The sequence below is a fragment of the Blochmannia endosymbiont of Colobopsis nipponica genome (assembly GCF_014857065.1).
Classification (GTDB): Bacteria; Pseudomonadota; Gammaproteobacteria; order Enterobacterales; family Enterobacteriaceae; genus Blochmanniella.
Window position 1 is genome coordinate 231,273 of the sequence record NZ_CP046533.1, and the last position, 22,937, is coordinate 254,209.

The window sequence follows — 22,937 nt, forward strand, 5'->3', positions numbered from 1 at the left end:
TATAAAGAGAATACTCAAATTAACTACAAAATTACAAAAAACCTAAATATACATCTAAACATAACTTACAACCAAAATCTTCCATAAAATAAAACATATTTACGATTATCCCCTAACTAATAACAATTCATTAACACCAAGCAAAATATTCTAAAAAATAAGATACTCATCGATCTTAAATTAAGTAGATCCAAAAAAATTAGATAAATAAATACATTAAATACTATATTAGCTAATTAATTTAATATAATTAATAAAATATATTGATACACAACAAAATAATGAAACCAAAAATAACTTTTGTAATAATTTTATCCTAAAAATAAATAAAGTATATCTCAATGAATCTTAAATATATTATTAAAAATTAACAAATACCCTATAATTATTTAAAATATAAATTTTTAAGGATTAGTATATCCTTAAAAACAATTTATATAAAAATTAACGTAAGAAAAAGTTTAAAACATCAAAATCACTTAATAATTACGTTACAACAATCGAAATAACTTTTAAAATAAAATAGCATTGCAAATAATATTTGAAATAGAATCTAAAAACATCACAATTAAAATAAACAGTAAATAAAATTATTTTATTTAAAAGAAAATAAAGATAAAAAAAACTACATTATACATAGTTATAATCAAATTTAAAAAAATTTTCAAAACAAAATATAATACTATGATCTAATCAAAACTAGCACATTAAATTATTGAAGACAAATCATAAAATTATGATTACACATAAATAAAGTTAAACAATGAAATTTAATAATAAAAAATATCCAATTTTAGCCTTAATCAATAACCCTACAGACTTAAGACAACTATCCGAAAATTCTTTAATATCAGTATGTAATGAACTACGACAGTTTTTATTAGATATTGTAAGCCAATCTAGTGGACATTTTGCTTCTGGACTAGGTGTTATAGAACTCACAGTAGCTCTCCACTATATATATAATACCCCTTTTGACTATTTAATTTGGGATGTTGGACATCAAACATATCCTCATAAAATTATTACTGGAAGACGTGATGCTATATTTACAATTAGACAATACGGTGGATTACATCCATTTCCTTGTAGAGAAGAAAGTAAATATGACATTTTATCGGTTGGCCATTCTTCCACATCCATAAGCGCAGGAGTTGGTCTAGCAATGATTGAAAAACGAGAAATGTTAGGACGTAAAATTGTATCTATAATAGGTGATGGAGCAATATCATCTGGCATAGCATTTGAAGCTATGAATCATGCTGGAGATATCAAAAGCGATCTACTAATAATATTAAATGATAACGAAATGTCAATTTCAAAAAATGTAGGAGCTTTAAACAATCACTTAGCACAAATATTATCTGGAAAATTTTGTTCTAAAATGCACAAAAATAGCAAAAAAGTTCTATTAAAAACTCCATTTTTAAAAAAAATATTAAGATATATAGGAAAATATATTAAAAAGATGATATTTCCTAATACCTTATTTAAAGAATTAGGATTTAACTATATTGGTCCAATAGATGGTCATAATATATTTACATTAACCAAAACACTAAAAAATATAAAAAATATGAAGGGACCTCAATTCCTACATATAACAACAAAAAAAGGTTATGGTTATAAGCCAGCTGAAAAAGATCCAATTACTTGGCATGCTGTTCCCAAATTTAATCCTATAACCGGTCAAATGCAAAAAAATCATAATCAAAATTTGACTTATTCTGAAATTTTTGGCAATTGGTTATGTAATGTTGCATCTAATGATAAAAAATTAATAGTCATTACGCCAGCAATGCGTGAAGGATCTGGATTAAACACATTTTCACAACAATATCCTGATCAATATTTCGATGTAGCAATTGCTGAACAACATGCAGTGACTTTTGCTGCAGGTTTAGCTATCGGTGGATATAAACCAATCGTTGCCATATATTCTACTTTTTTACAAAGAGCATATGATCAAGTAATTCATGATATCGCTCTTCAAAATTTGCCTGTACTATTTGCTGTAGATAGAGCTGGAATTGTTGGACATGATGGACAAACACATCAAGGAGCATTCGATATTTCTTATTTACGCTGTATTCCAAATATAATAATAATGACTCCAAGTGATGAAAACGAGTGTAGACTTATGTTACATACTGGATATCACTATAAACACGGACCAACAGTGGTGCGTTATCCTAGAGAGATAGGTACAGGAGTAACATTTAGTAATCTCTGTGAACTGCCAATAAGTAAAGGAATAATATGTAGAAAAGGTGAAAATGTTGCAATACTTAATTTTGGTACTCTTTTATCACAAATAAAGAATGTAGCAACAAATTTTAATGCAACTCTAATAGACATGAGATTTGTTAAACCTTTAGATGAAAATTTACTAATAGAAACTGTTAACAAGCACAAAGCATTAGTAACAATAGAAGAAAACGTCATTTTAGGTGGTGCAGGAAGTGGAGTCAATGAGTTTTTGATGGAAAAAAAACTACTATTACCAGTTCTAAATATCGGACTACCAGATCATTTTATCACTCATGGATCTAGACAAGAAATTCTTTCAAACTTGGGACTTGATACTATAGGTATTTATAAAAAAATCAAATCATGGTTAAAAACCATACATTTACTCCAAATACAATAGCATTGTCATTCAAGCAAACTAAATAGAATCCAAGCTATATTAAGAATATTAACAATTTTATAATCATACCTGAACTATTAGATTATTTATTTTCTACAAATTACAAGATAACATATAAAATAACAGAAGTTAACATTCCTGCTGCTATATCATCAATCATAATCCCAATACCACCTTTCATTACTTTATCTAACCAATTAATTGGCCAAGGTTTACATATATCCAAAATTCTAAATAAAAAAAAACTTAATGCTAAACAATACCAATGACTTGTTGGCACTCCTGCTAATGCAATCCACATACCAATAAATTCATCCAAAACAATACTTTGATGATCATGAACACCAATATGTTTAGAAGTTTTATGACAACAGTAACAACCAAAAATTAAGAAAAAGATTAATGTAAATAAATATAAATAATAAGAATATGAAATCAAAGATAACCAAACAAAAATAGCTAACAATGAAGCTATTGATCCTGGCATATATGGTATCTTACCTATCCCAAATACAGTAGCTAATAAATGAAATAAACTAAATAACTGAATTTTTTTCTTCATACTAATAAAATATTTACTCAATTCTTTATATAAACCTCAATAAAATTTCAATTATCTGAATAAATTATTTGCTATTTGTACGTATTTGCAAAGCAACTTTATCAAGAACACCATTTACAAATTTATGACTTTTTTCTGCACCAAAAATTTTAGCCAATTCTATTGCTTCATTAATTATTACTTTATATGGAACATCTAGACATTCACTTAATTCAAACAACGCAATACGTAAAATAATTCTTTCAATACAACCTAATTGATTTATCTTACGAGATAAATAAGGCGACATTAATTCATCAAGTTCCTGTGTATGATTAGTCACGCCAATATACAGTTTTTGAAAATAAAAAATATTAACATTATTCATGTTCTGATCTATTACAAAATTAACTTCAATATCCTTAATATCATAATTGGATATCTCCCATGAATACAGAATTTGCAAAGCACGTTCACGAGCTAAACGTCTATTAGAATAAATTTTCCCAAAAACTTTTTTATTTATATTCATTTTCAATGTGAATAGCTTTTAATACATTAATCATCTCTAACACGGTCATTGCTGCTGCTGCTCCCTTATTATTACCTTTTATACCAACACGCTCAATAGCTTGATCAATATTATCAGTAGTCAATACCCCGAAAGCAATAGGTAATAAACTATTCATAGCAATTTTAGATAAAGATATACTACAAGTATTAGAGATAAATTCAAAATGTGCAGTATCACCTCTAATAACTGTCCCCAAAGCTATTATTGCATCATATTTATGAGTATTTACTAATGCTAACACCGCAACAGGTAGTTCGTAAGTACCAGGAACCCAAACAACAACAATATTATTATCCTGAACGTGACCAATACGCTTCAAAACATCAATAGCACCTTCAAGTAAACTATTATTAATAAATTTATTAAATCGAACAACAACAATCGCAACACATGCACTAGGTGATGTAACAATACCTTGAATAATTTTCATAATATTCCTCATTTATATAGATTGTACATGCTTATCATTAAATTATTTTATTAAGATTCGTGCATTAAAATTACAAAAAATTATCTTTTTTTATTGGTCTTAATTGTAAACATAAATCTGGCCCAATCTGCCGAACATTAAGTAATCTAAAAGACATTGCTTCACTAAGATGTTGTATCTTAGGTAAAATACACAATGGTCTTGCATCAGCACCAAGTAATTTAGGAGTTTGATAAATTACTAATTCATCAACTAAACCTGCACTCAATAAAGCTCCAGAAAGGCTAGCGCCAGCTTCTACCAAAAGATTGTTTATCTCACGATAAGCAAGTTGTTTCATCAATGCAAATAAATTTAATCTTTTTATGCCATTATAATATACTGAAGGCAAAATTAACTGCTCAACACAAGATGGCCAAGTATAATTGTCTTTACATAAGCGAGCCAGCCATACTTTTCTTGAGCCTTGAATAATTTTACAAGAAGGAGTAATTCGGTTAGCAGTATCTATAATCACTTTTATTGGTTGTCGAAAATGTTTAAAATTATAAATATTTCTTATTTTTTCTGGTAAAGCAGTCCAACGAACATTTAGTAAAGCATTATCTGTCAATACAGTAACAGCACTTGAAAGTACTGCATCACTTTCAGCACGTAATATTTGAACATCTTGACGAGATAAATCGGATGTAATCCATTGACTTACTCCATTTTTCATGGCAGTACGGCCATCTAAAGTCATAGCTAATTTTAACTTTACCCATGGGAAACCTGTACGCATACGCTTAAAAAAACCTTTATTTATTTTTTCTCCTGTAGATAACATTAAACCATGACGTACTTTAATACCAACTTTACTTAAATAAGTTATTCCGTTTCCTTTTACATAAGGATTAGGATCTAATGTTGATATTACAACTTCTGATACTCCTGCTTTTAATAATGCAATTGTACAAGGAGGTGTACGTCCATAATGATTACATGGCTCAAGAGTGACATATACGGTTGAACCACAAGCATTGCTACCTGCCGAACCTAATGCTATCACTTCTGCATGATCTTCTCCTATCCGAAGATGATAACCTTCACCAACAATTTTATTATTTAAAATTACAACACATCCAACATTAGGATTTGGTGAAGTAGTAAAACGACCACGTAAAGCTAAAGTAAAAGCACGAGACAAAAATATTTCATCATTTAACATAAAAATAAATTAATTATTTTAATAATTTATTATCAATTTGAATACAAAGATTAACCACATAAAACATAATTATTAAATTTTACTAAAACATATAATTATCTTGTAAAAGACATAACATGCTAATTTTCTTCACAAAATGTAAAACAATTAATTACTTAATTAAGCAAAGCCACCACATAAATAAATCATTAAAGTAATCAAAATTACTTATTAACATGAAATAATAATTTATCAATCATAATAATCCAATGAACAAACTTATTATAAGATAATAAAATATTTTATATACAAAACAAAATAATAAAACAAATTCAACATACTTACTTTTAAAATATGAATATTTTATTATCTAAGTATAATACAGTTTATCTATTATTAAATTTACTTATTGTCACTAAATATAATATAAAGATAGATAAATTTTCATCTAATAGTTAATAAGATGATTATTATCAAATATACAACAAAAATAAAAAAACACCAATTTTATTACTCGAAGTAATAACCAAGATTTTAATTAAAGATTCTTATTATACCTCGTTAAACAACAAGAAAATAATATTATCGATATCAGCAATTTAAATCATTTATTTAATAAATAAATTACTTAAAACACTATAACTTTCTAAAATTAGAATAACTTTCTTAATTTGAAGTAATAAAATTTATAATTTTTTTATCGTACCTTTTGGCAAGATAGCCGTGATACAATCTTGTTTAACAATAATTTCATCAGATTTATTAAAAGAAATAAAAATATATCCAGAATCTGTAATTTTAATCACTCTACCAACTAAACCTCCGCTAGTAAGCACTTCATCGCCTTTACAAATAGCATTTATTAATTCTCTATGTACTTTATTACGTTTTTGTTGGGGGCGAAAGATAATAAAATAAAAAATTAAAATAAACAATATTAATACAATAATAAAAGAATAAGGACTACTTTGAGATGAAGAATCATTAAACGCAATAGCGTTAGTAACAAAAAGACTCATTTAAAATACCCCGCACTGTTCTTATATAATACAAACTCATTTATCAAACAACAAATAAAAAAATAGACAAATAAACTACCTTAATTTTCTAAATATATCTCTACGATAATAAATCTTCCTATGCATATGGAATAACAAGGTCTAACAAAAATAGATTGAAAACATTATTAAATATAATAAATATTTATATTACAATTAGACTGTCGATAACTTAATTTACCATTTAATGAAATAAATATTACACAGATTTTGCATAAATACTCTCATAATAATAGACAAAATTCAGGCCATTGATCAACTGTAACCAAGATCATTAAAAATATAAAGTAAAATAAAATCTTTACCGATATTAATTATTTAATTTATTACAAAATGAAATAAAATACTTCCAAACATACTGATAAAATTAATATTTAATATTAAAATTCCTAAATGATATAAAATGTATTATATGTCATTTAGGAATGATCTAATATTTACATCACCCTAAACTTAATATCTTAATCAAAATTTAAAATAACATCATAACAAATATGAAGCAACTAAATTTAATTTAGTTAATGACTAAATAAAACAATTTATATATACTTATTAAAGTAGTTTCTAATCAAATTTATTTATTTCAAGGAGTAAGTTATGATGTTAGTATCTAGACCAGCCCCAGACTTTACCGCTCCTGCAGTATTACCAGATAATCAAATAATTGACAATTTTAATCTAAAAAAATATATTAAAGATAGCCCGGCTGTTCTTTTCTTTTGGCCAATGGATTTTACTTTCGTTTGCCCTTCTGAATTAATTGCCTGTGATAAACGTTATATGAAATTTAAAAAACGAGGCGTAAAAATTATAGGCGTATCCTGTGATTCACAATTTACACACTATGCCTGGAAACAAGTCCCTATTAACAAAGGAGGCATTGGAAATATACAGTATCCCATAGTAGCTGATATAAAACACGAAATTATAACTACATACGGAATTGAACACCCTTCATTAGGTGTCGCATTACGTAGTTCTTTTTTAATTGACAAAACAGGCTATATACGTCATCAATCTACTAACGATTTAGCTTTAGGAAGAAATTTTGATGAAATGATTCGCATAATTGATGCAATGCAATTCCACGAAGAAAACGGTTTAGTTTGTCCAGCCCAATGGGAAAGGAATAAAGAAGGCATAGAAGCTTCACCTAAAGGAATTGCAAACTTTTTAGATAAAAATTTCAAAGAATTATAAAACTCGATTTATTTAAGAAATATACCTCCAACCAATAAATACGCTTATGCATAAGCGTATTTATTGGTTGGAGGTAGAACCTAATTCATAAAATTTAATTCCAATTAAATAACCATAACAATGAAAAAATAATTATCAAAGCATACATTAAAACAAAATACTTTACTTCCAAATGTTTTAAAATGCCGATAATAGGATTTGAACCCATCACCTTCGCATTACGAGTGCGCTGCTCTACCCACTGAGCTATATCGGCATAAACATATATCATAGGCTCGATTAGCTTTCCACTTCATCTAACAAAAAAATAGAAATACTGAATTGAAAATCATAATTTTACCTTTCCACATACCAAAATATTTACTACATATTTATTTGTACAAACTAAACAATATTAAAAACTATAATAACTAACTAAATAAAATATAAAACAAACAGTAATAATTAAACTATCATAAATAAAATATATAAATTTAAATATCTTACCTACTTTAAAAAACATTTAACAATCTTCAAAAATTCAACATAAAGACATACCTTTCTCAATAAGCAAAACTAAAACATGAATAAATTTAATGTGAATTTCTTGAACACGATCTGCATATTGAAAATGAGGAGTACAAATTTCTACATCAACTACACTGTTATTTATTTTTCCAATATTTGTACCAGTCAAAGCAATAATTCTCATATTTTTGATAAATGCAGATTCAATGGCATATAATATATTAAGTGATTTGCCAGAAGTAGTAATAGCTAATAAAACATCATTATGATTAGCTAAAGATTCTATATAACGCGAAAATACATATTCATATCCAAAATCATTACTTGCACAAGAAATATAACTTGGATCAGAAATAGCAATAGCTGGGTAACCTAATCTATTATTCCGATATCGACCAGTTAACTCTTCAGCAAAATGCATCGCATTACAATGCGAACCACCATTACCACATGTTAAAATTTTTCCACCCTTTTTAAAAGAACTTATAACAATATGAGCTGCTGACTCTATTAATCTCATGTAAGACTTATCATTAATAACAGAATCCCAAGCTTTTTTCATATCGTTAAATTCGTCAAAAATTAATTTATGATACATTTAAACCTCTTAATAAAATAAAGATTCTATATCATTACGAAATAAGTTATATAACTAAAAACATTAACTTCAATACTATTTCATTTACACAATTAAGATTATGTATTCGAATCTTTACATTTGGAATACCACATACAATATGCACTTTGTTTTTGGATTAAATCTAATATATTTTTATGTTGTATTATTTCTTCTCTATTAGCATAAATAACCTTTAAATCACAATTTTTATTAGACGCTATTTCATAATTTCCTATTACCTTTACATTTGACAATGTATATCTATCTTTTTTTATAAATTGCATCGTAGTCTGACCGCCGGTCATCAAAAGAAAAATAGAAGCCAAAATCTTTGCATCAATCATAGCATTATGTAAAGCACGACGACTTCTATCTATTGAATAACGTTCACATAATGCATCTAAACTATTACGTCTGCCAGGAAATTTTTTTCTAGCCAAAAACAAAGTATCAATTACTGAACATAAAGACTCAATATTTACTAAAAAATTATCAATCATACTTAATTCGTAATTTAAAAAACCTATATCAAATTGAGCGTTATGAATAATTAATTCACTTCCGCGGACAAAATTTATAAATTCATTCACAATATCTGAAAAAATTGGTTTTTTAGAAAGGAAAATATCACTAATTCCGTGAATCTTAAAAGCTTCTGGATCAACCAAACGACCAGGATTAAGATAAACATGAAAATTTTTCCCTGTTAAACGACGATTAATTAATTCAACTGCGCCAATTTCAACAATACGGTGACCTTCATAATGAACACCAGATTTATTAAGACCTGTAGTTTCAGTATCAAGCACAATTTGTCGTAAATAGTTCAAAACAACACTAATCCAATCTATAATAAATTAATTTCTTAAAAAAATTACTTAAAATGTATAAACAGATCAAAATCTTTACTGATGGTTCTTGTCTTGGCAATCCAGGTCCAGGAGGGTATGGAGTAATTCTATGTTACAATCAATACATAAAAGAATTTAGTGCTGGATATCGATTAACTACCAATAACCGCATGGAACTAATGGCCGTAATTACAGCATTAGAAGCACTTAAAAATCCATGCGAAACTACCATATATACCGACAGCTTATACGTCCTTCAAGGAATTACTCAATGGATTAATTCCTGGAAAAAACAAAACTGGAAGTCAGTAAACAAAAAATTAATCAAAAACATCGACTTATGGCATAGATTAGATGCAGCTACTAAACCTCACATCATTTGTTGCAAATGGCTAAAGGCACATTCTGGCCAACCAGAAAATGAACGTTGTAATAAGCTAGCGCAAAAAGCAGCATCCTCTCCTTCATATGATGACCTGAAGGATTAAGATCACAAACACCACCATTTCTTCCCTCTAATGTCGAAAAATATTTTAATGTTATCACATAATACCTTAAGGTCAACACTAAATTATAATACAACACAATTTAAAAACTAAAATAAATTAAAAAAATAATTTTGATTACCTAAAGGTATCAATTGAAAAGGCATTGTTCGTTTACGTGCAATAATTATATTTAAACAACCTAAAGAAAACAAATAGCTTAATAAACAATAAAAATTGTCATTTTTTTCACGTAACAATGATTTTAAATGACTTTTATACATAATTTCAAAATTTAAAGACTGCAACCAATACAATAACCTCATTTGAGTATATAAACGCATCTTAAAAGCTTTACGAAAAAAAAAATATGCAATTCTAAATAGCCCTAATATACTTATTAAATTAAATGTAGTAATTATCAACCAACCATCATCACTTAATATTCTATCTACTTCCTGCAATAAACTATAAGGATGAGCTATATAGGATAAAGTATGAGCTAACAAACAGATATCAACAGATCTATTAGCAAATGGTAATTTATATATATCAACAATTACTTGAAACTGTTCTCCTTCAGGGCCAACATTAATTTGATGCAAAACAGCACACTCATTAATATTCAGATCTATACTTAAAGCTCCGATTTTTAACATATTAAACCCACGCATTTTAGGCAACCAATTCTTTAATTCCTTTTCCAAAATTTTTCTGTAATATATTCCATTAGGAACATCTTCCCAAACATTAGGCATAAAAATCAATTTTTCATTTTGCAATGATTTCATATTTATTTTATTTTATACTTAAATATATAAAACATGAGGTTAAAAATGAATATTATTAATATACCTGCATTAAAAGACAATTATATTTGGATATTGTATAATGCAAAAAAAGAATGTTTAATAATTGATCCTGGAGAATATATATCAATAATACAAATTATTCAAAAATTAAAATTAAAAATAACAGCCATTTTACTTACACATCATCATAAAGACCATACTGCTGGAGTACGAAAATTACTTAAACTATTTCCAGTTAAAGTTTATGGACCACTGGAAACTGTAAATGCAGGAACAAATCATATTGTATCAGAAAATGATATCCTAACTTTGTTAGGATATCATTTTAAAGTACTATTCTTACCAGGACATACTTTAGGACACGTAGCTTTTTACAGTAAACCCTGGTTATTTTGTGGAGATGCCTTATTTTCTGCAGGTTGCGGAAGATTATTTGAAGGAACAGCGAAACAAATGTACGAATCTCTCCAAAAAATCAAACAACTACCAGGAGATACTTTAATATATAGCGCTCATGAATACACCTGGAGTAATATTAACTTTGCAGCCTCTATCTTACCTAAAGATAACAATATTATTTCATATTTAAAAAATGTTAAAAAAAAACGCATTAAAAATGAATCCACCCTACCCACTTCTATAAATAAAGAATTAAAAATAAATCTTTTCTTTCGATGCAAAGATAAAGAAATTCAAAAAAAACTAAACACCTCTTCTAATAATGAGGAAGAATGGAAAATTTTTGCTAAACTACGAACAAAAAGAGATCTATTCACATAGATAAATGAAACGATATGCTATATAATAAATTTGTTTTTTAAAAATTATTATGATTGAGCAATAAGTTACAGGAATCGCACTTGCCTAATACACGGAAGCAGCGCGTAATTCAAAAATAAAACGTATCATTAACCATCGAAACTTTAGTAAAGATACAGCTCAACATAACTTAAAATATAACAATCTCTAATTCTGATAAAAGTACTTCCAAGTTTAAAATTGCTTGGCAGTCCCCTACTCTAACATAAGGATACCTTATACTACCATCGGTACTACGACATTTCACTTCTGAGTTCGGTATGGTTTCAGGTGGATCTATCGCGCTTATACCGCCAAGCAAAAACAATATAAACAAACTACCAACTGTAAAAATAAAAAATAATTCTACACTGAATCTCCGATCTAGAATACAACCATAAAATAAAAAATCAAGTAAAATAAAATAATTTAAAACGAAATAATTTTAAAAATTAAAACTTTAATCATTATAAATGATAACAAAAACAAAAAATTTCTTCATTAATCAAACTAAACATAAAAACAAACTTTATAATTCATGTAAAATAATTAAATACAAATCAAAACAATAACACATAAAAATAAAATGCATATTTTAAAATTGTTCAAATACAAAACCTAAAACACTTTACAAACCCACAAAACAACAAAACAAATTAAACATTTCGCTTAAAAATTTAATTATATTTAAAATAACAATTAAGTAAATAACATTATTAAAATCTTATCATTTTAAACGTATTCTAGATAATGCGGAAGAAATCGAAGGTAACGTATTATGCCAAAAAAGAAAGGAATATGCAGCCTGTCCAACTAACATTCCTAATCCATCAGAACAAAATTTTGCCCCATATTTCTTGCACCACATAATAAATGGCGTATCTATATCTTCCTTATAAAACAAATCATAACAATTAACAAAAGGATTAATCAAGGAGCTTGGTAAATCAGGTACATCTCCATACATTCCTGTAGTAGTTGCATTAATTATTAAATCAACTTTCTCTAAAGTCGATAATTGATCCAAAGATATAACGCTAATATCTCCCTTGTTAAAAAAATGATTAACTAATCTTTGAGCGCGTAAAAAAGTTCTATTGGTTAATAGAATTTGATGACCAAAATTTAACAAAGGAAATATAATTCCTCTTGCTGCTCCTCCAGCTCCAATTAATAATATCTTACTTTTAGTTCTACTATGCAACCAATTAAGATATTGTAAATGAACTAATAAACCAACTCCATCAGTATTATCTCCAGATAGGAACCCATCAGTATTTTTTTTTAATACATTTACAGACCCAGCAATAATAGCTCTCTCAGTACGATGTTTACATAAAGAATAAGCATATTCTTTAAAAGGAGCAGTAATATTGGCGCCTATTCCTCCATTTTTAAAAAATATACCCAACATCATTTCGAAATTTGAAAATGATGCTAATATTCGATCATAAGAAGATGAAATACCCATTTCTTCCGCAAAAATAGAATAAATATCAGGTGACTTACTATGTTTAATCGGATTACCAAAAACTGCAAAAGATGCCATAATAGAATAAATTAAGCTCAAAAAAATAATTAATCTAATAACGTAACCAAGCTCCAGTAATAATATCACGAATTCCAGATGGATTAGAACGTTTATTTACTATTTTCGTATTTAATACAGGAGGAACATAAACGTAATTCCCAAATTGTCGATAAATATCATCAAAAGTATATACAGGTGAATAACCCGATAAGTTTGCACTAGTAGAAATTAAAGCCTTGCCAAAAGACAAACAAAGCTCTTGCAGAGGCTTAAAAATACTCAATCTAACTGCTACAGAAGAGAATCGACCTGTCAACCAACATGGTGTAGTAAACCTAGCAGGTATAACCCAAGTAATTGGTTGTGAATAAACTGTTCTAATTTTCATACAATAATGATAAGTCAAATATGCTTCATCAATATACCTAAAAAACTGCGAACAATTTGCACCTACTAAAATAAAACCTTTCTTCCATGATCTTTGTTTAATTTTTAATAATCTCTTTACTGCATTGAAATTATCCGGATCACATCCTAAACTCAAAATTGTTTCAGTAGGATAAGCAATAACCTGCCCATTTTGCAAAGCCTCTAATACACTTCTAATATAATATTTATTATTCATAATAACACAGCAACATTCGCCTTTATCTTACAAAATATAGATACAGAACTAAAGCACATTGATTCACTAAAATAATAATGCCTATACAAAGTATATTAATTAATATCTAATAATACAAAAATATATCATATTTTATAAATTTCCAAAACTACAAAAATTAGTTCATATATTAAAAACTAAATAAATCTTTAACGACAAAAAATCATGATTAAAGACAAAACATCCTACTTTTATTTCAATTTTAATAGGATACCATCAAAATAATCAAATAAAAAATAATCAATCTAAAATAAAATTATTTACTTATCATGAACACTATCATTTAAAAAACAAACACAATATAATAATAAATTGTAACAACATATAGTAAAAATAAAATTATTCTTATCATTATTAATAATAAAATTATTATGTCACTATTACAAATTCTATACTATCCAGATAAACGATTGCGTAAAATAGCTGCTCCAGTAATTAACATCAATAATAATATTAAATGTATTATACATGATATGCTTGAAACCATGTATGCAAAAAAAGGTATAGGTTTAGCTGCAACACAAGTAAATATTCATAAACAAATTATTGTTGTTGATATTTCAACAAAATCTAAAGAACCATTAATTTTAATAAATCCATGTTTAATAGAAAAAAAAGGGGGTACTAGTGTTCTTGAAGGATGTTTATCAATACCGGAACAATATCACTTTATACCAAGAGCAGCTATAATAAAAATACATGCCTTAAATCAAAATGGAACGCTTTTAAAAATAGAGGCTAATAATTTATTGGCTATATGTATTCAACATGAAATGGATCATTTAATTGGAAAATTATTTATAGATTATCTTAAATGAGATATAATCTCTATAATTACTGTAAATATAAAACATTAATTAAAAACTATATACTTAAAATAAACTAAAATGTCATGTTCTTTACGTATTATTTTTGCAGGAACACCAGATTACTCGGCGTGTTTCTTGCGCATGTTATTTCATTCTCCACACCAAGTAATAGCAATACTAACAAAAAAAAACAATAAAAAAATAACAATTGGAAAAAAAAATAAATTATCGTCGAATAATTTAGTTCTAAATTTTGCAAAAGAGCATAATATACCAATTTTTCAACCAAAATCACTAAATGCATTAGAAACCTTTCAAATAATTAAAAATCTGGATGCAGATATTATAATTGTTGTAGCATATAGTTTAATAATACCTCAAAAATTCTTACATTTACCACGCTTAGGATGTATAAATATACATTACTCATTATTACCACGTTGGCGTGGACCCGCCCCTATTCAAAGAGCTATAGAAGCTGGAGATTATGAAACAGGTATTAGCGTCATACAAATGGATGAAGGATTAGACACAGGTAATATTCTACATCAAGTAACCTGTAATATTTCAATTTATGATACTTATTTAACATTATCTGACAAATTAACAAAAATTGGCGCAAAAGCACTAATTGAAATATTAAATAAAATAAATTACAATGAATACACAGCAATCCCACAGAATGAGACATTTGCTTCTTACGCAAAAAAACTAAGTAAAAAAGAAGGAAAAATAAATTGGAACCTACCTGCTATTCAAATAGAAAGACGCATACGAGCTTTCAGTACATGGCCGACCAGTTATTTTCAAATTTCAGAACATATGATCAAGATATGGAATGCAACCACAATATCGCCGTATAAAAAACAACAAAAATTTGAATGTAATATACCGGGCACTATTCTTGCATCAAAGAAAACTGGTATTGACATCCTGACTGGAGATGGAATTTTAACAATACAGTCCCTACAACCAGAAGGTAAAAGAACAATGACAGTGCAGGACTTTCTTGCGTCTCGCGGAACCTGGTTCAGACCGGGTCTAGTATTATCTTAATTTAACAAAACTAACAAACTATCAAAAGAAAACGATTAATAAACAACTGATTAAGACTTAGTTAACAAGCATCCTATTCATATTCTAATATCTTATTTAACTTATATATAAATAATTAAATAAAATAAAACATATATCAAAAAGTTCGCTAATGTTATGTTACACGTTCAACAAATTCAATGTAAGCCATCATCGCCTTATCTCCCATTCGATAATTACACTTCAAAATACGTGTATATCCACCTTGACGACTTATAAATCTAGGCCCCAATTCATTAAAAATCTTTGCTACAATTTTATTATTACGTATTTTAGAGAAAACGAATCGTCGATTTGCAACACTATCTATTTTAGCTTTAGTAATTATAGGTTCTACTATACTACGTAATTCTTTTGCTTTAGGCAAAGTTGTCCTAATAATTTCATTCATAATTAATGAACTTACCATATTATAAAACATCGCCTTGCGATGAGCTGTATTACGATTCAATTTACGACCATTTTTACAATGACGCATCTAAACATATCCCAATTTAAATTAATTTAAATTTACCTTTCATCAATAAGACTAGAAGGAGGCCAATTATCGAAATGCATGCCTAAAGTTAATCCACGAGAAGCTAATACATCTTTAATTTCAGTGAGTGATTTTTTACCTAAATTAGGTGTTTTTAACAATTCAACCTCTGTACGTTGAACTAAATCGCCAATATAATGAATTGCCTCCGCCTTAAGACAATTAGCAGAACGTACAGTTAACTCTAGATCATCTACAGGACGTAATAATATAGGATCAAATTCTGGTTTTTCTTCTTTTAATTCTGGTTGTCTTACATCACGTAAATCAACAAAAGCTTCCAATTGTTCAGATAAAATGGTTGCTGCCCGCCGAATAGCTTCTTCAGGATCAATAGTTCCGTTAGTTTCCATATCTATAATTAATTTATCTAAATCAGTACGCTGCTCAACACGTGCTGCTTCTACATTATATGCTATGCGTTCTACTGGACTATAACATGCATCTATTAATAAACGACCAATAGAAGAAGAGGAGATATTATTATTCCCTTCCGTATATATTCTAGTTGCAGCAGGAACATAACCACGACCACGCTCAACTTTAATTTGCATATTAATTTCTGCATTTTTATCAGTTAAATGACACAATATATGTTGTGGTTTTACTATCTCAACATTTTCATCATGAGTAATATCAGCAGCTATTACTGGGCCAATACCAGACTTATACAAAGTTAAAAGAATACTATCTTTACCTTGAACTTTCAAAGCTAATCCTTTTAAATTAAGTAAAATTTCCAATATATCTTCTTGCACACCCTCTTTGGTGCTATACTCATGCAGAATACCATCAATTTTTACTTCTGTAACTGCATATCCAGGCATTGACGAAAGTAAAATACGACGTAGTGCGTTACCTAATGTATGACCAAAACCACGTTCCAAAGGTTCAAGCGTAACTTTGGTATGTGTTGCACTAATTTGTTCAATATTCACCAAACGTGGCTTTAAAAATTCCGTTACCAAATTATGCATCATATTTCTCCATAAATTTCATATTATTTAGAATATAATTCAACAATCAAGTGTTCATCGATATCCGCTGACAAATCAGAACGTTCTGGAATGTTTCTTAAAACGCCTTCCATCTTTGTTAAATCAACAGAAATCCATGATAATTTTTCACGCTGTTCAAATAATTCTAATGCTGATTTAATTCTAAGTTGATTCTTTGCTTTATTACACAAAGATATAACATCTTTAGAACTGATACTATAAGAAGGAATATTAACAATATGATAATTCACCATGATTGCTTTGTGACTCACCAACTGTCGAGCTTCTGCACGAGTAACAGCAAAACCCATACGATACACAATATTATCTAATCTAGTTTCTAATAATTGTAATAAATTATCACCAGTATTCCCCTTAAGTTTAATAGCTTTCTTATAATAATTACGAAATTGGCATTCTAATATTCCATAAATACGCTTTACTTTTTGCTTTTCACGTAATTGAATTCCATAATCTGATAATCTAGATTTACGTACACCATGATGACCAGGCAATCGTTCAATTTTGCATTTAGATTCAAGCGAACGAATACCAGATTTCAAAAAAAGATCAGTACCTTCACGTCGAATAATCCTAAGCTTAGGACCCAAATATCTTGCCATATTTCAATATTCCTAATTTAAATATATTACTAAAACTATCTTTTATTTATACGCGACGCCTTTTAGGAGGACGACATCCATTATGAGGAATGGGGGTAACGTCAGTAATATTAATAATGTGAAATCCTGCTGCATTTAAAGCTCGTACAGTAGATTCTCGTCCTGGACCAGGACCTTTAATCATAACTTCTAAATTTTTAATACCATATTCTTTTGCAATTTCAGCACAATACTCCGCTGCCGTTTGCGCAGCAAACGGCGTAGATTTACGAGAACCACGAAAACCAGAACCACCGGCTGTTGCCCAACCTAAAGTATTACCCTGACGATCCGTAATGGTCACAATAGTATTATTAAAAGATGCATGTATATGAACTATACCATCTAAAATTTGTTTTTTCACACGTTTACGTACACGAACATTGGATGACTTCATCATACCTATACTCAACTCTCTATCTTTATGTTTATATATCTATCTATTAATTATCTTACGTGGCCCCTTACAAGTCCTCGCATTAGTCCTAGTTCTCTGTCCACGAACAGGAAGACCACGTCGATGACGTAAACCACGATAAGTACCTAAATCTATTAAACGTTTAATACTCAAAGTAACCTCACGCCGTAAATCACCCTCTATAACATATTTAAGAACAGCATCGCGTATACTATCAATTTGACTAATAGACAATTCACTTAATTTAACATGTTCAGGAATCCTCGTAATCGAACAAATAGAACGTGACCTTGATTTTCCAATGCCATAAATTGACATTAATGCAATTACCAAATGTTTGTTACCAGGAACATTTATACCAGCTATCCGTACCACTATCTCAACTCCAAAACATAAATTTTAAATCGCCATTATATATAAGACATAAGCACATACGTTACAATTCAATACCATAACATTAAGAAACATCCCTTACAAAACCAATTTTTAACCCTGTCGCTGTTTATGTTTTGGTTCAACATGACAAATAACACGCACAACACCACTACGTTTTATTATTTTACAATGACGACACAACTTCTTTACTGAGGTGCGCACTTTCATTATGAACTCCATCTAATATATAAATATGATATAACTATTAATTACTATTAATCACGACTTTTTAAATGAGCTTTTCTTAATACAGATTCATATTGACTAGACATCATTAAAGCTTGGATCTGATTCATAAAATCCATAATTACTACAACAACAATAAGCAATGATGTACCTCCAAAATAAAACGGAACTTTCATTGCAATACGCATAAATTCTGGTATTAAACAAATAAAAGTTATATAAACCGATCCTACTAAAGTTAATCTAGTCATTACTTTATTAATATATCTTGCAGTTTGTTCTCCGGGACGAATTCCTGGTATAAAAGCACCAGATTTTTTTAAATTATCAGCAGTTTCACGTGGATTAAAAATTAACGAAGTATAAAAAAAACAAAAAAATATAATGGATGAAGCATAAAGTAATAAATATAAAAATTTACCAGGTTGTAAATAAAATGAGACTAATGCTAACCAATTACATTTGGCATTGTAAGTAAACCAAGATGAAAGAGTAGCAGGAAATAAAATAATACTAGAAGCAAAAATAGCTGGAATAACTCCTGACATATTAATTTTTAATGGCAAATGAGTACTTTGTGTTGAATATGCACGATATCCATATTGATGTTTAGCATAATTAACTATTATACGACGTTGCCCACGTTCCATAAATACAACAAAAAATGTCACTATTAAAACAATAAACAAAATAGAAACCAATAGAAAAAGGTGCAACTTCCCCTGCCTAGATTCCTCTATAATCTGTGCTATAGCCGACGGTAAACCTGCTACTATGCCTGAAAAAATAATTACCGAAATACCGTTACCCACTCCTTTATTAGTAATTTGCTCACCTAACCACATCAAGAAAATAGTTCCACAAACTAAACTTATTACTGCAACGAAATAAAAAGATACACCAGGATTAATAACCAATCCCTGCATACCCGTCATATTAGGCAATCCTATTGCAATACCAACTGATTGAAAAAGCGCCAAAAACAACGTACCATATCTGGTATATTGATTAATTTTACGCCTCCCATCTTCACCCTCTTTTTTCAACTCTGCTAAAGATGGGTGCATTACCGTTAATAATTGTACTATAATTGACGAAGAAATATATGGCATAATCCCCAAAGTAAAAATAGATGCGCGACTAAGAGCACCTCCCGAAAACACATTAAATATTTCAATAATAGTTCCTCGCTGTTGTTCCAATAATTGAGCTATAACATTGGTATTAATGCCAGGTATTGGGATAAAAGAACCAACTCGGAAAATAATTAACGACCAAAAAACAAAAAAAATCCTTTCCCTTAACTCACCGAAACTACTTTTAGTACCACACAAAGAAGACAAGATTGACCGAGTAAACATATTAGGACTTATTCCTCTATCTTTCCGCCAAGAGATCTAATAATAGAACAAACGCTCTTACTGACACATACACCACGTAATACAACGGCACGACTTATTGTCCCATGCAATATAATTTTGACAAACTTAACATTTTTTTTAACAATATTCTCTCTTTTTAATAAATCTAAAGTTATAGATTCATTTTGAATACGTGATAAATCTGATAATCGTACTTCTGTAGTAACTAAAGACTTGCGAGATGTAAAACCAAATTTCGGCAAACGACGGTACAACGGCGTTTGACCACCCTCAAAACCAAGACGTAGCTTTCCGCCAGAACGAGATTTTTGACCTTTATGGCCGCGACCACTAGTTTTACCTAAACCTGAACCAATACCCCTACCCAAACGCTTGGCAACAAACCTTGAGCCTTTAGTAGGTATTAAAGCATTAAGCTTCATTATTATTATAACAACACCCTGATTGTATAAGAGACTCTAATTGTATCACAAACTTCGAATACGTCCACATATTTATAACCTACATTTATACTTGTATCAATCTAAATACTAACCTAAACATAAATTCACAAAATTTGAATAAAACACCACTCATTTTATAACTTTAATATTTTCAAAACAACAATCCACAATGTTCTAATTATATCTAATAATTTCTTCAATAGATTTACCACGTTTAGCAGCGATAATCTCAGGAGATTTCATATTAAGAAGAGCATTCATTGTTGCTCGAACTACGTTAATAGGATTAGTAGAACCATAAGTTTTGGCCAAAACATTATGAACACCAGCTACCTCCAAAATAGCACGTATCGCGCCTCCAGCTATAATCCCAGTACCTTCAGAAGCCGGCTTAATAAATACGTAAGAACCGGTATACGTACCTTCGATGACATGCTGCAAAGTACCATTCTTTAATATAATACTAATCATACTACGGCGAGCTTTTTCCATAGACTTTTGGATAGCTGATGGGACTTCACGTGCTTTGCCATAACCAAATCCTACACGCCCATTATTATCGCCAACAACAGTCAATGCTGTAAAGCTAAAAACACGACCGCCTTTTACAGTTTTAGATACACGATTTACAGTAATTAATTTCTCTCGCAACTCACTAACTTGCTTTTCAGTAAATAAATAATCCATAACAACAATTCATTACCTCTAATTCTTATTTAAAAACATAAACCCACTTTTCGCGCAGCTTCCGCTAAAGCTTGAACACGACCATGATATTTAAATCCAGATCTGTCAAAAGATAATTTTGTGATACCTTTTTCCATTGCACGCTTTGCAATAACCTTGCCTACTAAAGAAGCTGCATTCTTATTGCTAGTAATTTTTAATTGTTTTGCAATACAATCTTCTAACGTAGAAGCTGAAACCAACGTAAAAGAAGCACAATCTATTACTTGAGCATAGATATGCCTCGAAGTACGATGTACGACCAAACGACAAGCTTTTAACTCACGAAATTTTTTCCTTAAACTCGTCGCCCTACGCATACGAGATATTTTCTTAATATTCATAAACCACATGTATCCTAATAAACAACTATAACTATCTTTTTTTAGTTTCTTTAATATATACAAACTCATCTACATAACGAATACCCTTTCCTTTAAAAGGTTCTGGAGGGCGTAACGAACGTAAATCGGCTGATACCTGACCAACAAGTTGTTTATCAATACCTTTTAATATAATTTCAGTTTGACCTGAACATTCCACGCTGATACCTGCTGGTAATTCATAATTAATAGAATGAGAAAAACCTACTGATAAAATAATTACTTTGTCATTAATTATAACTCGATAACCTATACCTACTAATTGTAACCTTTTAATAAATTGTTGACTAACACCAATCATCATATTTCTCAATAACGAACACATGGTACCTGCCAACGCTCTATATTTAGCTTGATTGCAATACGTAGAAAGAATGAGACTTTTATCACATCGATGCACATTTACATAATCATGCATAATTTGACTTAATTCCCCATAATTACCACAAACCTTAATAGATTTACCATTAATTTTTGTAATTACACCTTCAGGAATAAGAACTAATAATTTAGTAGCACGAGACATAATTTCCCCTGATCAAGCTACATAACAAATTATTTCACCACCAATACCAAATCGACGAGCCATCTTATCTGTAATTACTCCTTGAGATGTGGAAATAATAACAATACCCATTCCTGACATTACTTCTGGTATATCATGTTTCTTTTTGTAAACACGCAATCCTGGGCGACTAACACGACGAATGAACTCAATAACAGGTTTATCTTGAAAATATTTTAAAGTTAATACCAATATTGGCTTAGTATTATTTATTACATTATATTTTACAATATAACCTTCCTTAACTAATAAGTCAGCAATAGACCCCTTCATTTTAGAAAAAGGAGTAGATATTGAGTTTTTACTTGAAGATTGACCATTACGGATACAACTCAACATATCCGAAATTGGATCTTGCATACTCATTCTTCTTTTAAATTCCCTCAAAATT

The 22,937-nt window shown here is 29.0% G+C and carries 27 protein-coding genes, 1 tRNA gene, 1 rRNA gene and 1 pseudogene; 6 read left to right on the plus strand and 24 right to left on the minus strand.

Annotated elements, in window-relative coordinates:
* The first annotated feature begins 763 nt into the window (after positions 1 to 763).
* The gene (gene dxs, locus GN160_RS01020; protein ID WP_192380650.1) at positions 764 to 2,650 is read left to right on the plus strand and encodes a 1-deoxy-D-xylulose-5-phosphate synthase; all 1,887 of its coding nucleotides are present in this window, start codon (positions 764 to 766) and stop codon (positions 2,648 to 2,650) included.
* A gap of 100 nt (positions 2,651 to 2,750) precedes the next feature.
* Here dxs and GN160_RS01025 read toward each other — a convergent pair whose 3' ends face one another.
* The 5 genes from GN160_RS01025 to yajC all read right to left on the minus strand — a co-directional run bounded on the left by GN160_RS01025 (position 2,751) and on the right by yajC (position 6,400).
* Entirely contained in the window at positions 2,751 to 3,233 is a 483-nt protein-coding gene (locus GN160_RS01025; RefSeq protein WP_225624848.1) for a phosphatidylglycerophosphatase A family protein, read from the minus strand.
* 43 nt (positions 3,234 to 3,276) lie between these two features.
* Positions 3,277 to 3,723 (minus strand): transcription antitermination factor NusB, encoded by a 447-nt coding sequence (gene nusB / locus GN160_RS01030; protein WP_192380652.1) that lies wholly within the window; start codon positions 3,721 to 3,723, stop codon positions 3,277 to 3,279.
* Positions 3,710 to 4,195 carry a 6,7-dimethyl-8-ribityllumazine synthase gene (gene ribH, locus GN160_RS01035; RefSeq protein WP_192380654.1) on the minus strand — a complete coding sequence of 162 codons (486 nt, stop codon included), beginning with the start codon at positions 4,193 to 4,195 and terminating at the stop codon, positions 3,710 to 3,712. The genes nusB and ribH overlap by 14 nt, the downstream gene beginning before the upstream one ends.
* 70 nt (positions 4,196 to 4,265) lie before the next feature.
* Positions 4,266 to 5,402, minus strand: a complete 1,137-nt coding sequence (gene ribD, locus GN160_RS01040; protein ID WP_192380656.1) for a bifunctional diaminohydroxyphosphoribosylaminopyrimidine deaminase/5-amino-6-(5-phosphoribosylamino)uracil reductase RibD — start codon at positions 5,400 to 5,402, stop codon at positions 4,266 to 4,268.
* A 665-nt stretch (positions 5,403 to 6,067) separates the two neighbouring features.
* Positions 6,068 to 6,400, minus strand: coding sequence for a preprotein translocase subunit YajC (gene yajC / locus GN160_RS01045; protein WP_192380658.1), 333 nt, complete (start codon positions 6,398 to 6,400; stop codon positions 6,068 to 6,070).
* Positions 6,401 to 7,036: 636 nt separating this feature from the next.
* Here yajC and GN160_RS01050 point away from each other — a divergent pair.
* Positions 7,037 to 7,639, plus strand: coding sequence for a peroxiredoxin C (locus GN160_RS01050; RefSeq protein ID WP_192380660.1), 603 nt, complete (start codon positions 7,037 to 7,039; stop codon positions 7,637 to 7,639).
* A gap of 183 nt (positions 7,640 to 7,822) precedes the next feature.
* On the opposite strand, the gene GN160_RS01055 is transcribed toward GN160_RS01050, so the two are convergent.
* The 3 genes from GN160_RS01055 to dnaQ form a co-directional block, all read right to left on the minus strand.
* Positions 7,823 to 7,895: transfer RNA gene (locus tag GN160_RS01055), tRNA-Thr, on the minus strand.
* A 264-nt stretch (positions 7,896 to 8,159) separates the two neighbouring features.
* Positions 8,160 to 8,744 carry a D-sedoheptulose 7-phosphate isomerase gene (gene lpcA / locus GN160_RS01060; RefSeq protein WP_192380662.1) on the minus strand — a complete coding sequence of 195 codons (585 nt, stop codon included), beginning with the start codon at positions 8,742 to 8,744 and terminating at the stop codon, positions 8,160 to 8,162.
* A gap of 98 nt (positions 8,745 to 8,842) precedes the next feature.
* Complete coding sequence (dnaQ, locus tag GN160_RS01065; RefSeq protein WP_225624849.1) at positions 8,843 to 9,595, minus strand: DNA polymerase III subunit epsilon; 753 nt, start codon at positions 9,593 to 9,595, stop codon at positions 8,843 to 8,845.
* Positions 9,596 to 9,648: 53 nt separating this feature from the next.
* Here dnaQ and rnhA point away from each other — a divergent pair, with 53 nt between their 5' ends.
* The gene (gene rnhA, locus GN160_RS01070) at positions 9,649 to 10,104 is read left to right on the plus strand and encodes a ribonuclease HI (RefSeq protein ID WP_192380664.1); all 456 of its coding nucleotides are present in this window, start codon (positions 9,649 to 9,651) and stop codon (positions 10,102 to 10,104) included.
* 107 nt (positions 10,105 to 10,211) lie between these two features.
* On the opposite strand, the gene GN160_RS01075 is transcribed toward rnhA, so the two are convergent.
* Positions 10,212 to 10,892, minus strand: coding sequence for a class I SAM-dependent methyltransferase (locus GN160_RS01075; RefSeq protein ID WP_192380665.1), 681 nt, complete (start codon positions 10,890 to 10,892; stop codon positions 10,212 to 10,214).
* Positions 10,893 to 10,937: 45 nt separating this feature from the next.
* On the opposite strand from GN160_RS01075, the gene gloB reads away from it, so the two are divergent.
* Positions 10,938 to 11,693: a hydroxyacylglutathione hydrolase gene (gene gloB, locus GN160_RS01080; protein WP_192380667.1), complete on the plus strand. Its 756-nt coding sequence runs from the start codon at positions 10,938 to 10,940 to the stop codon at positions 11,691 to 11,693.
* Positions 11,694 to 11,914: 221 nt separating this feature from the next.
* On the opposite strand, the gene rrf is transcribed toward gloB, so the two are convergent.
* From rrf to tsaC, 3 genes are all read right to left on the minus strand, one after another.
* Positions 11,915 to 12,030: ribosomal RNA gene (gene rrf, locus GN160_RS01085) — 5S ribosomal RNA — on the minus strand.
* A gap of 408 nt (positions 12,031 to 12,438) precedes the next feature.
* Positions 12,439 to 13,260 (minus strand): shikimate dehydrogenase, encoded by an 822-nt coding sequence (gene aroE, locus GN160_RS01090; RefSeq protein ID WP_192380669.1) that lies wholly within the window; start codon positions 13,258 to 13,260, stop codon positions 12,439 to 12,441.
* A 34-nt stretch (positions 13,261 to 13,294) separates the two neighbouring features.
* The gene (gene tsaC / locus GN160_RS01095) at positions 13,295 to 13,867 is read right to left on the minus strand and encodes an L-threonylcarbamoyladenylate synthase type 1 TsaC (protein WP_192380671.1); all 573 of its coding nucleotides are present in this window, start codon (positions 13,865 to 13,867) and stop codon (positions 13,295 to 13,297) included.
* 410 nt (positions 13,868 to 14,277) lie between these two features.
* Here tsaC and def point away from each other — a divergent pair.
* Positions 14,278 to 14,718, plus strand: a pseudogene (gene def / locus GN160_RS01100) (peptide deformylase); the annotation flags it as partial.
* A 75-nt stretch (positions 14,719 to 14,793) separates the two neighbouring features.
* Positions 14,794 to 15,771: a methionyl-tRNA formyltransferase gene (gene fmt / locus GN160_RS01105; protein WP_192380674.1), complete on the plus strand. Its 978-nt coding sequence runs from the start codon at positions 14,794 to 14,796 to the stop codon at positions 15,769 to 15,771.
* A 154-nt stretch (positions 15,772 to 15,925) separates the two neighbouring features.
* Here the strand turns inward: fmt and rplQ are convergent, their stop codons facing one another.
* The 12 genes from rplQ to rpsH all read right to left on the minus strand — a co-directional run bounded on the left by rplQ (position 15,926) and on the right by rpsH (position 22,912).
* Positions 15,926 to 16,288, minus strand: coding sequence for a 50S ribosomal protein L17 (gene rplQ / locus GN160_RS01110; RefSeq protein ID WP_192380676.1), 363 nt, complete (start codon positions 16,286 to 16,288; stop codon positions 15,926 to 15,928).
* Positions 16,289 to 16,320: 32 nt separating this feature from the next.
* On the minus strand, positions 16,321 to 17,325 hold the full coding sequence (locus GN160_RS01115) for a DNA-directed RNA polymerase subunit alpha (RefSeq protein WP_192380862.1): 1,005 nt from the start codon (positions 17,323 to 17,325) through the stop codon (positions 16,321 to 16,323).
* A gap of 23 nt (positions 17,326 to 17,348) precedes the next feature.
* Positions 17,349 to 17,969, minus strand: coding sequence for a 30S ribosomal protein S4 (gene rpsD, locus GN160_RS01120; RefSeq protein ID WP_192380678.1), 621 nt, complete (start codon positions 17,967 to 17,969; stop codon positions 17,349 to 17,351).
* 46 nt (positions 17,970 to 18,015) lie between these two features.
* Positions 18,016 to 18,405, minus strand: coding sequence for a 30S ribosomal protein S11 (gene rpsK / locus GN160_RS01125; protein ID WP_192380863.1), 390 nt, complete (start codon positions 18,403 to 18,405; stop codon positions 18,016 to 18,018).
* 39 nt (positions 18,406 to 18,444) lie between these two features.
* Positions 18,445 to 18,801 (minus strand): 30S ribosomal protein S13, encoded by a 357-nt coding sequence (gene rpsM, locus GN160_RS01130; RefSeq protein ID WP_192380680.1) that lies wholly within the window; start codon positions 18,799 to 18,801, stop codon positions 18,445 to 18,447.
* Positions 18,802 to 18,912: 111 nt separating this feature from the next.
* On the minus strand, positions 18,913 to 19,029 hold the full coding sequence (gene rpmJ, locus GN160_RS01135) for a 50S ribosomal protein L36 (RefSeq protein ID WP_192380682.1): 117 nt from the start codon (positions 19,027 to 19,029) through the stop codon (positions 18,913 to 18,915).
* A 47-nt stretch (positions 19,030 to 19,076) separates the two neighbouring features.
* Positions 19,077 to 20,408, minus strand: a complete 1,332-nt coding sequence (secY, locus tag GN160_RS01140; protein WP_192380684.1) for a preprotein translocase subunit SecY — start codon at positions 20,406 to 20,408, stop codon at positions 19,077 to 19,079.
* Positions 20,409 to 20,416: 8 nt separating this feature from the next.
* Positions 20,417 to 20,851: a 50S ribosomal protein L15 gene (gene rplO / locus GN160_RS01145; RefSeq protein WP_192380685.1), complete on the minus strand. Its 435-nt coding sequence runs from the start codon at positions 20,849 to 20,851 to the stop codon at positions 20,417 to 20,419.
* A 195-nt stretch (positions 20,852 to 21,046) separates the two neighbouring features.
* Positions 21,047 to 21,559, minus strand: coding sequence for a 30S ribosomal protein S5 (gene rpsE, locus GN160_RS01150; protein WP_192380687.1), 513 nt, complete (start codon positions 21,557 to 21,559; stop codon positions 21,047 to 21,049).
* 29 nt (positions 21,560 to 21,588) lie between these two features.
* The gene (gene rplR, locus GN160_RS01155; RefSeq protein WP_192380689.1) at positions 21,589 to 21,942 is read right to left on the minus strand and encodes a 50S ribosomal protein L18; all 354 of its coding nucleotides are present in this window, start codon (positions 21,940 to 21,942) and stop codon (positions 21,589 to 21,591) included.
* 31 nt (positions 21,943 to 21,973) lie between these two features.
* Positions 21,974 to 22,507, minus strand: a complete 534-nt coding sequence (gene rplF, locus GN160_RS01160; RefSeq protein WP_192380691.1) for a 50S ribosomal protein L6 — start codon at positions 22,505 to 22,507, stop codon at positions 21,974 to 21,976.
* A gap of 12 nt (positions 22,508 to 22,519) precedes the next feature.
* Positions 22,520 to 22,912: a 30S ribosomal protein S8 gene (gene rpsH / locus GN160_RS01165; RefSeq protein ID WP_192380693.1), complete on the minus strand. Its 393-nt coding sequence runs from the start codon at positions 22,910 to 22,912 to the stop codon at positions 22,520 to 22,522.
* Positions 22,913 to 22,937 lie beyond the last annotated feature (25 nt).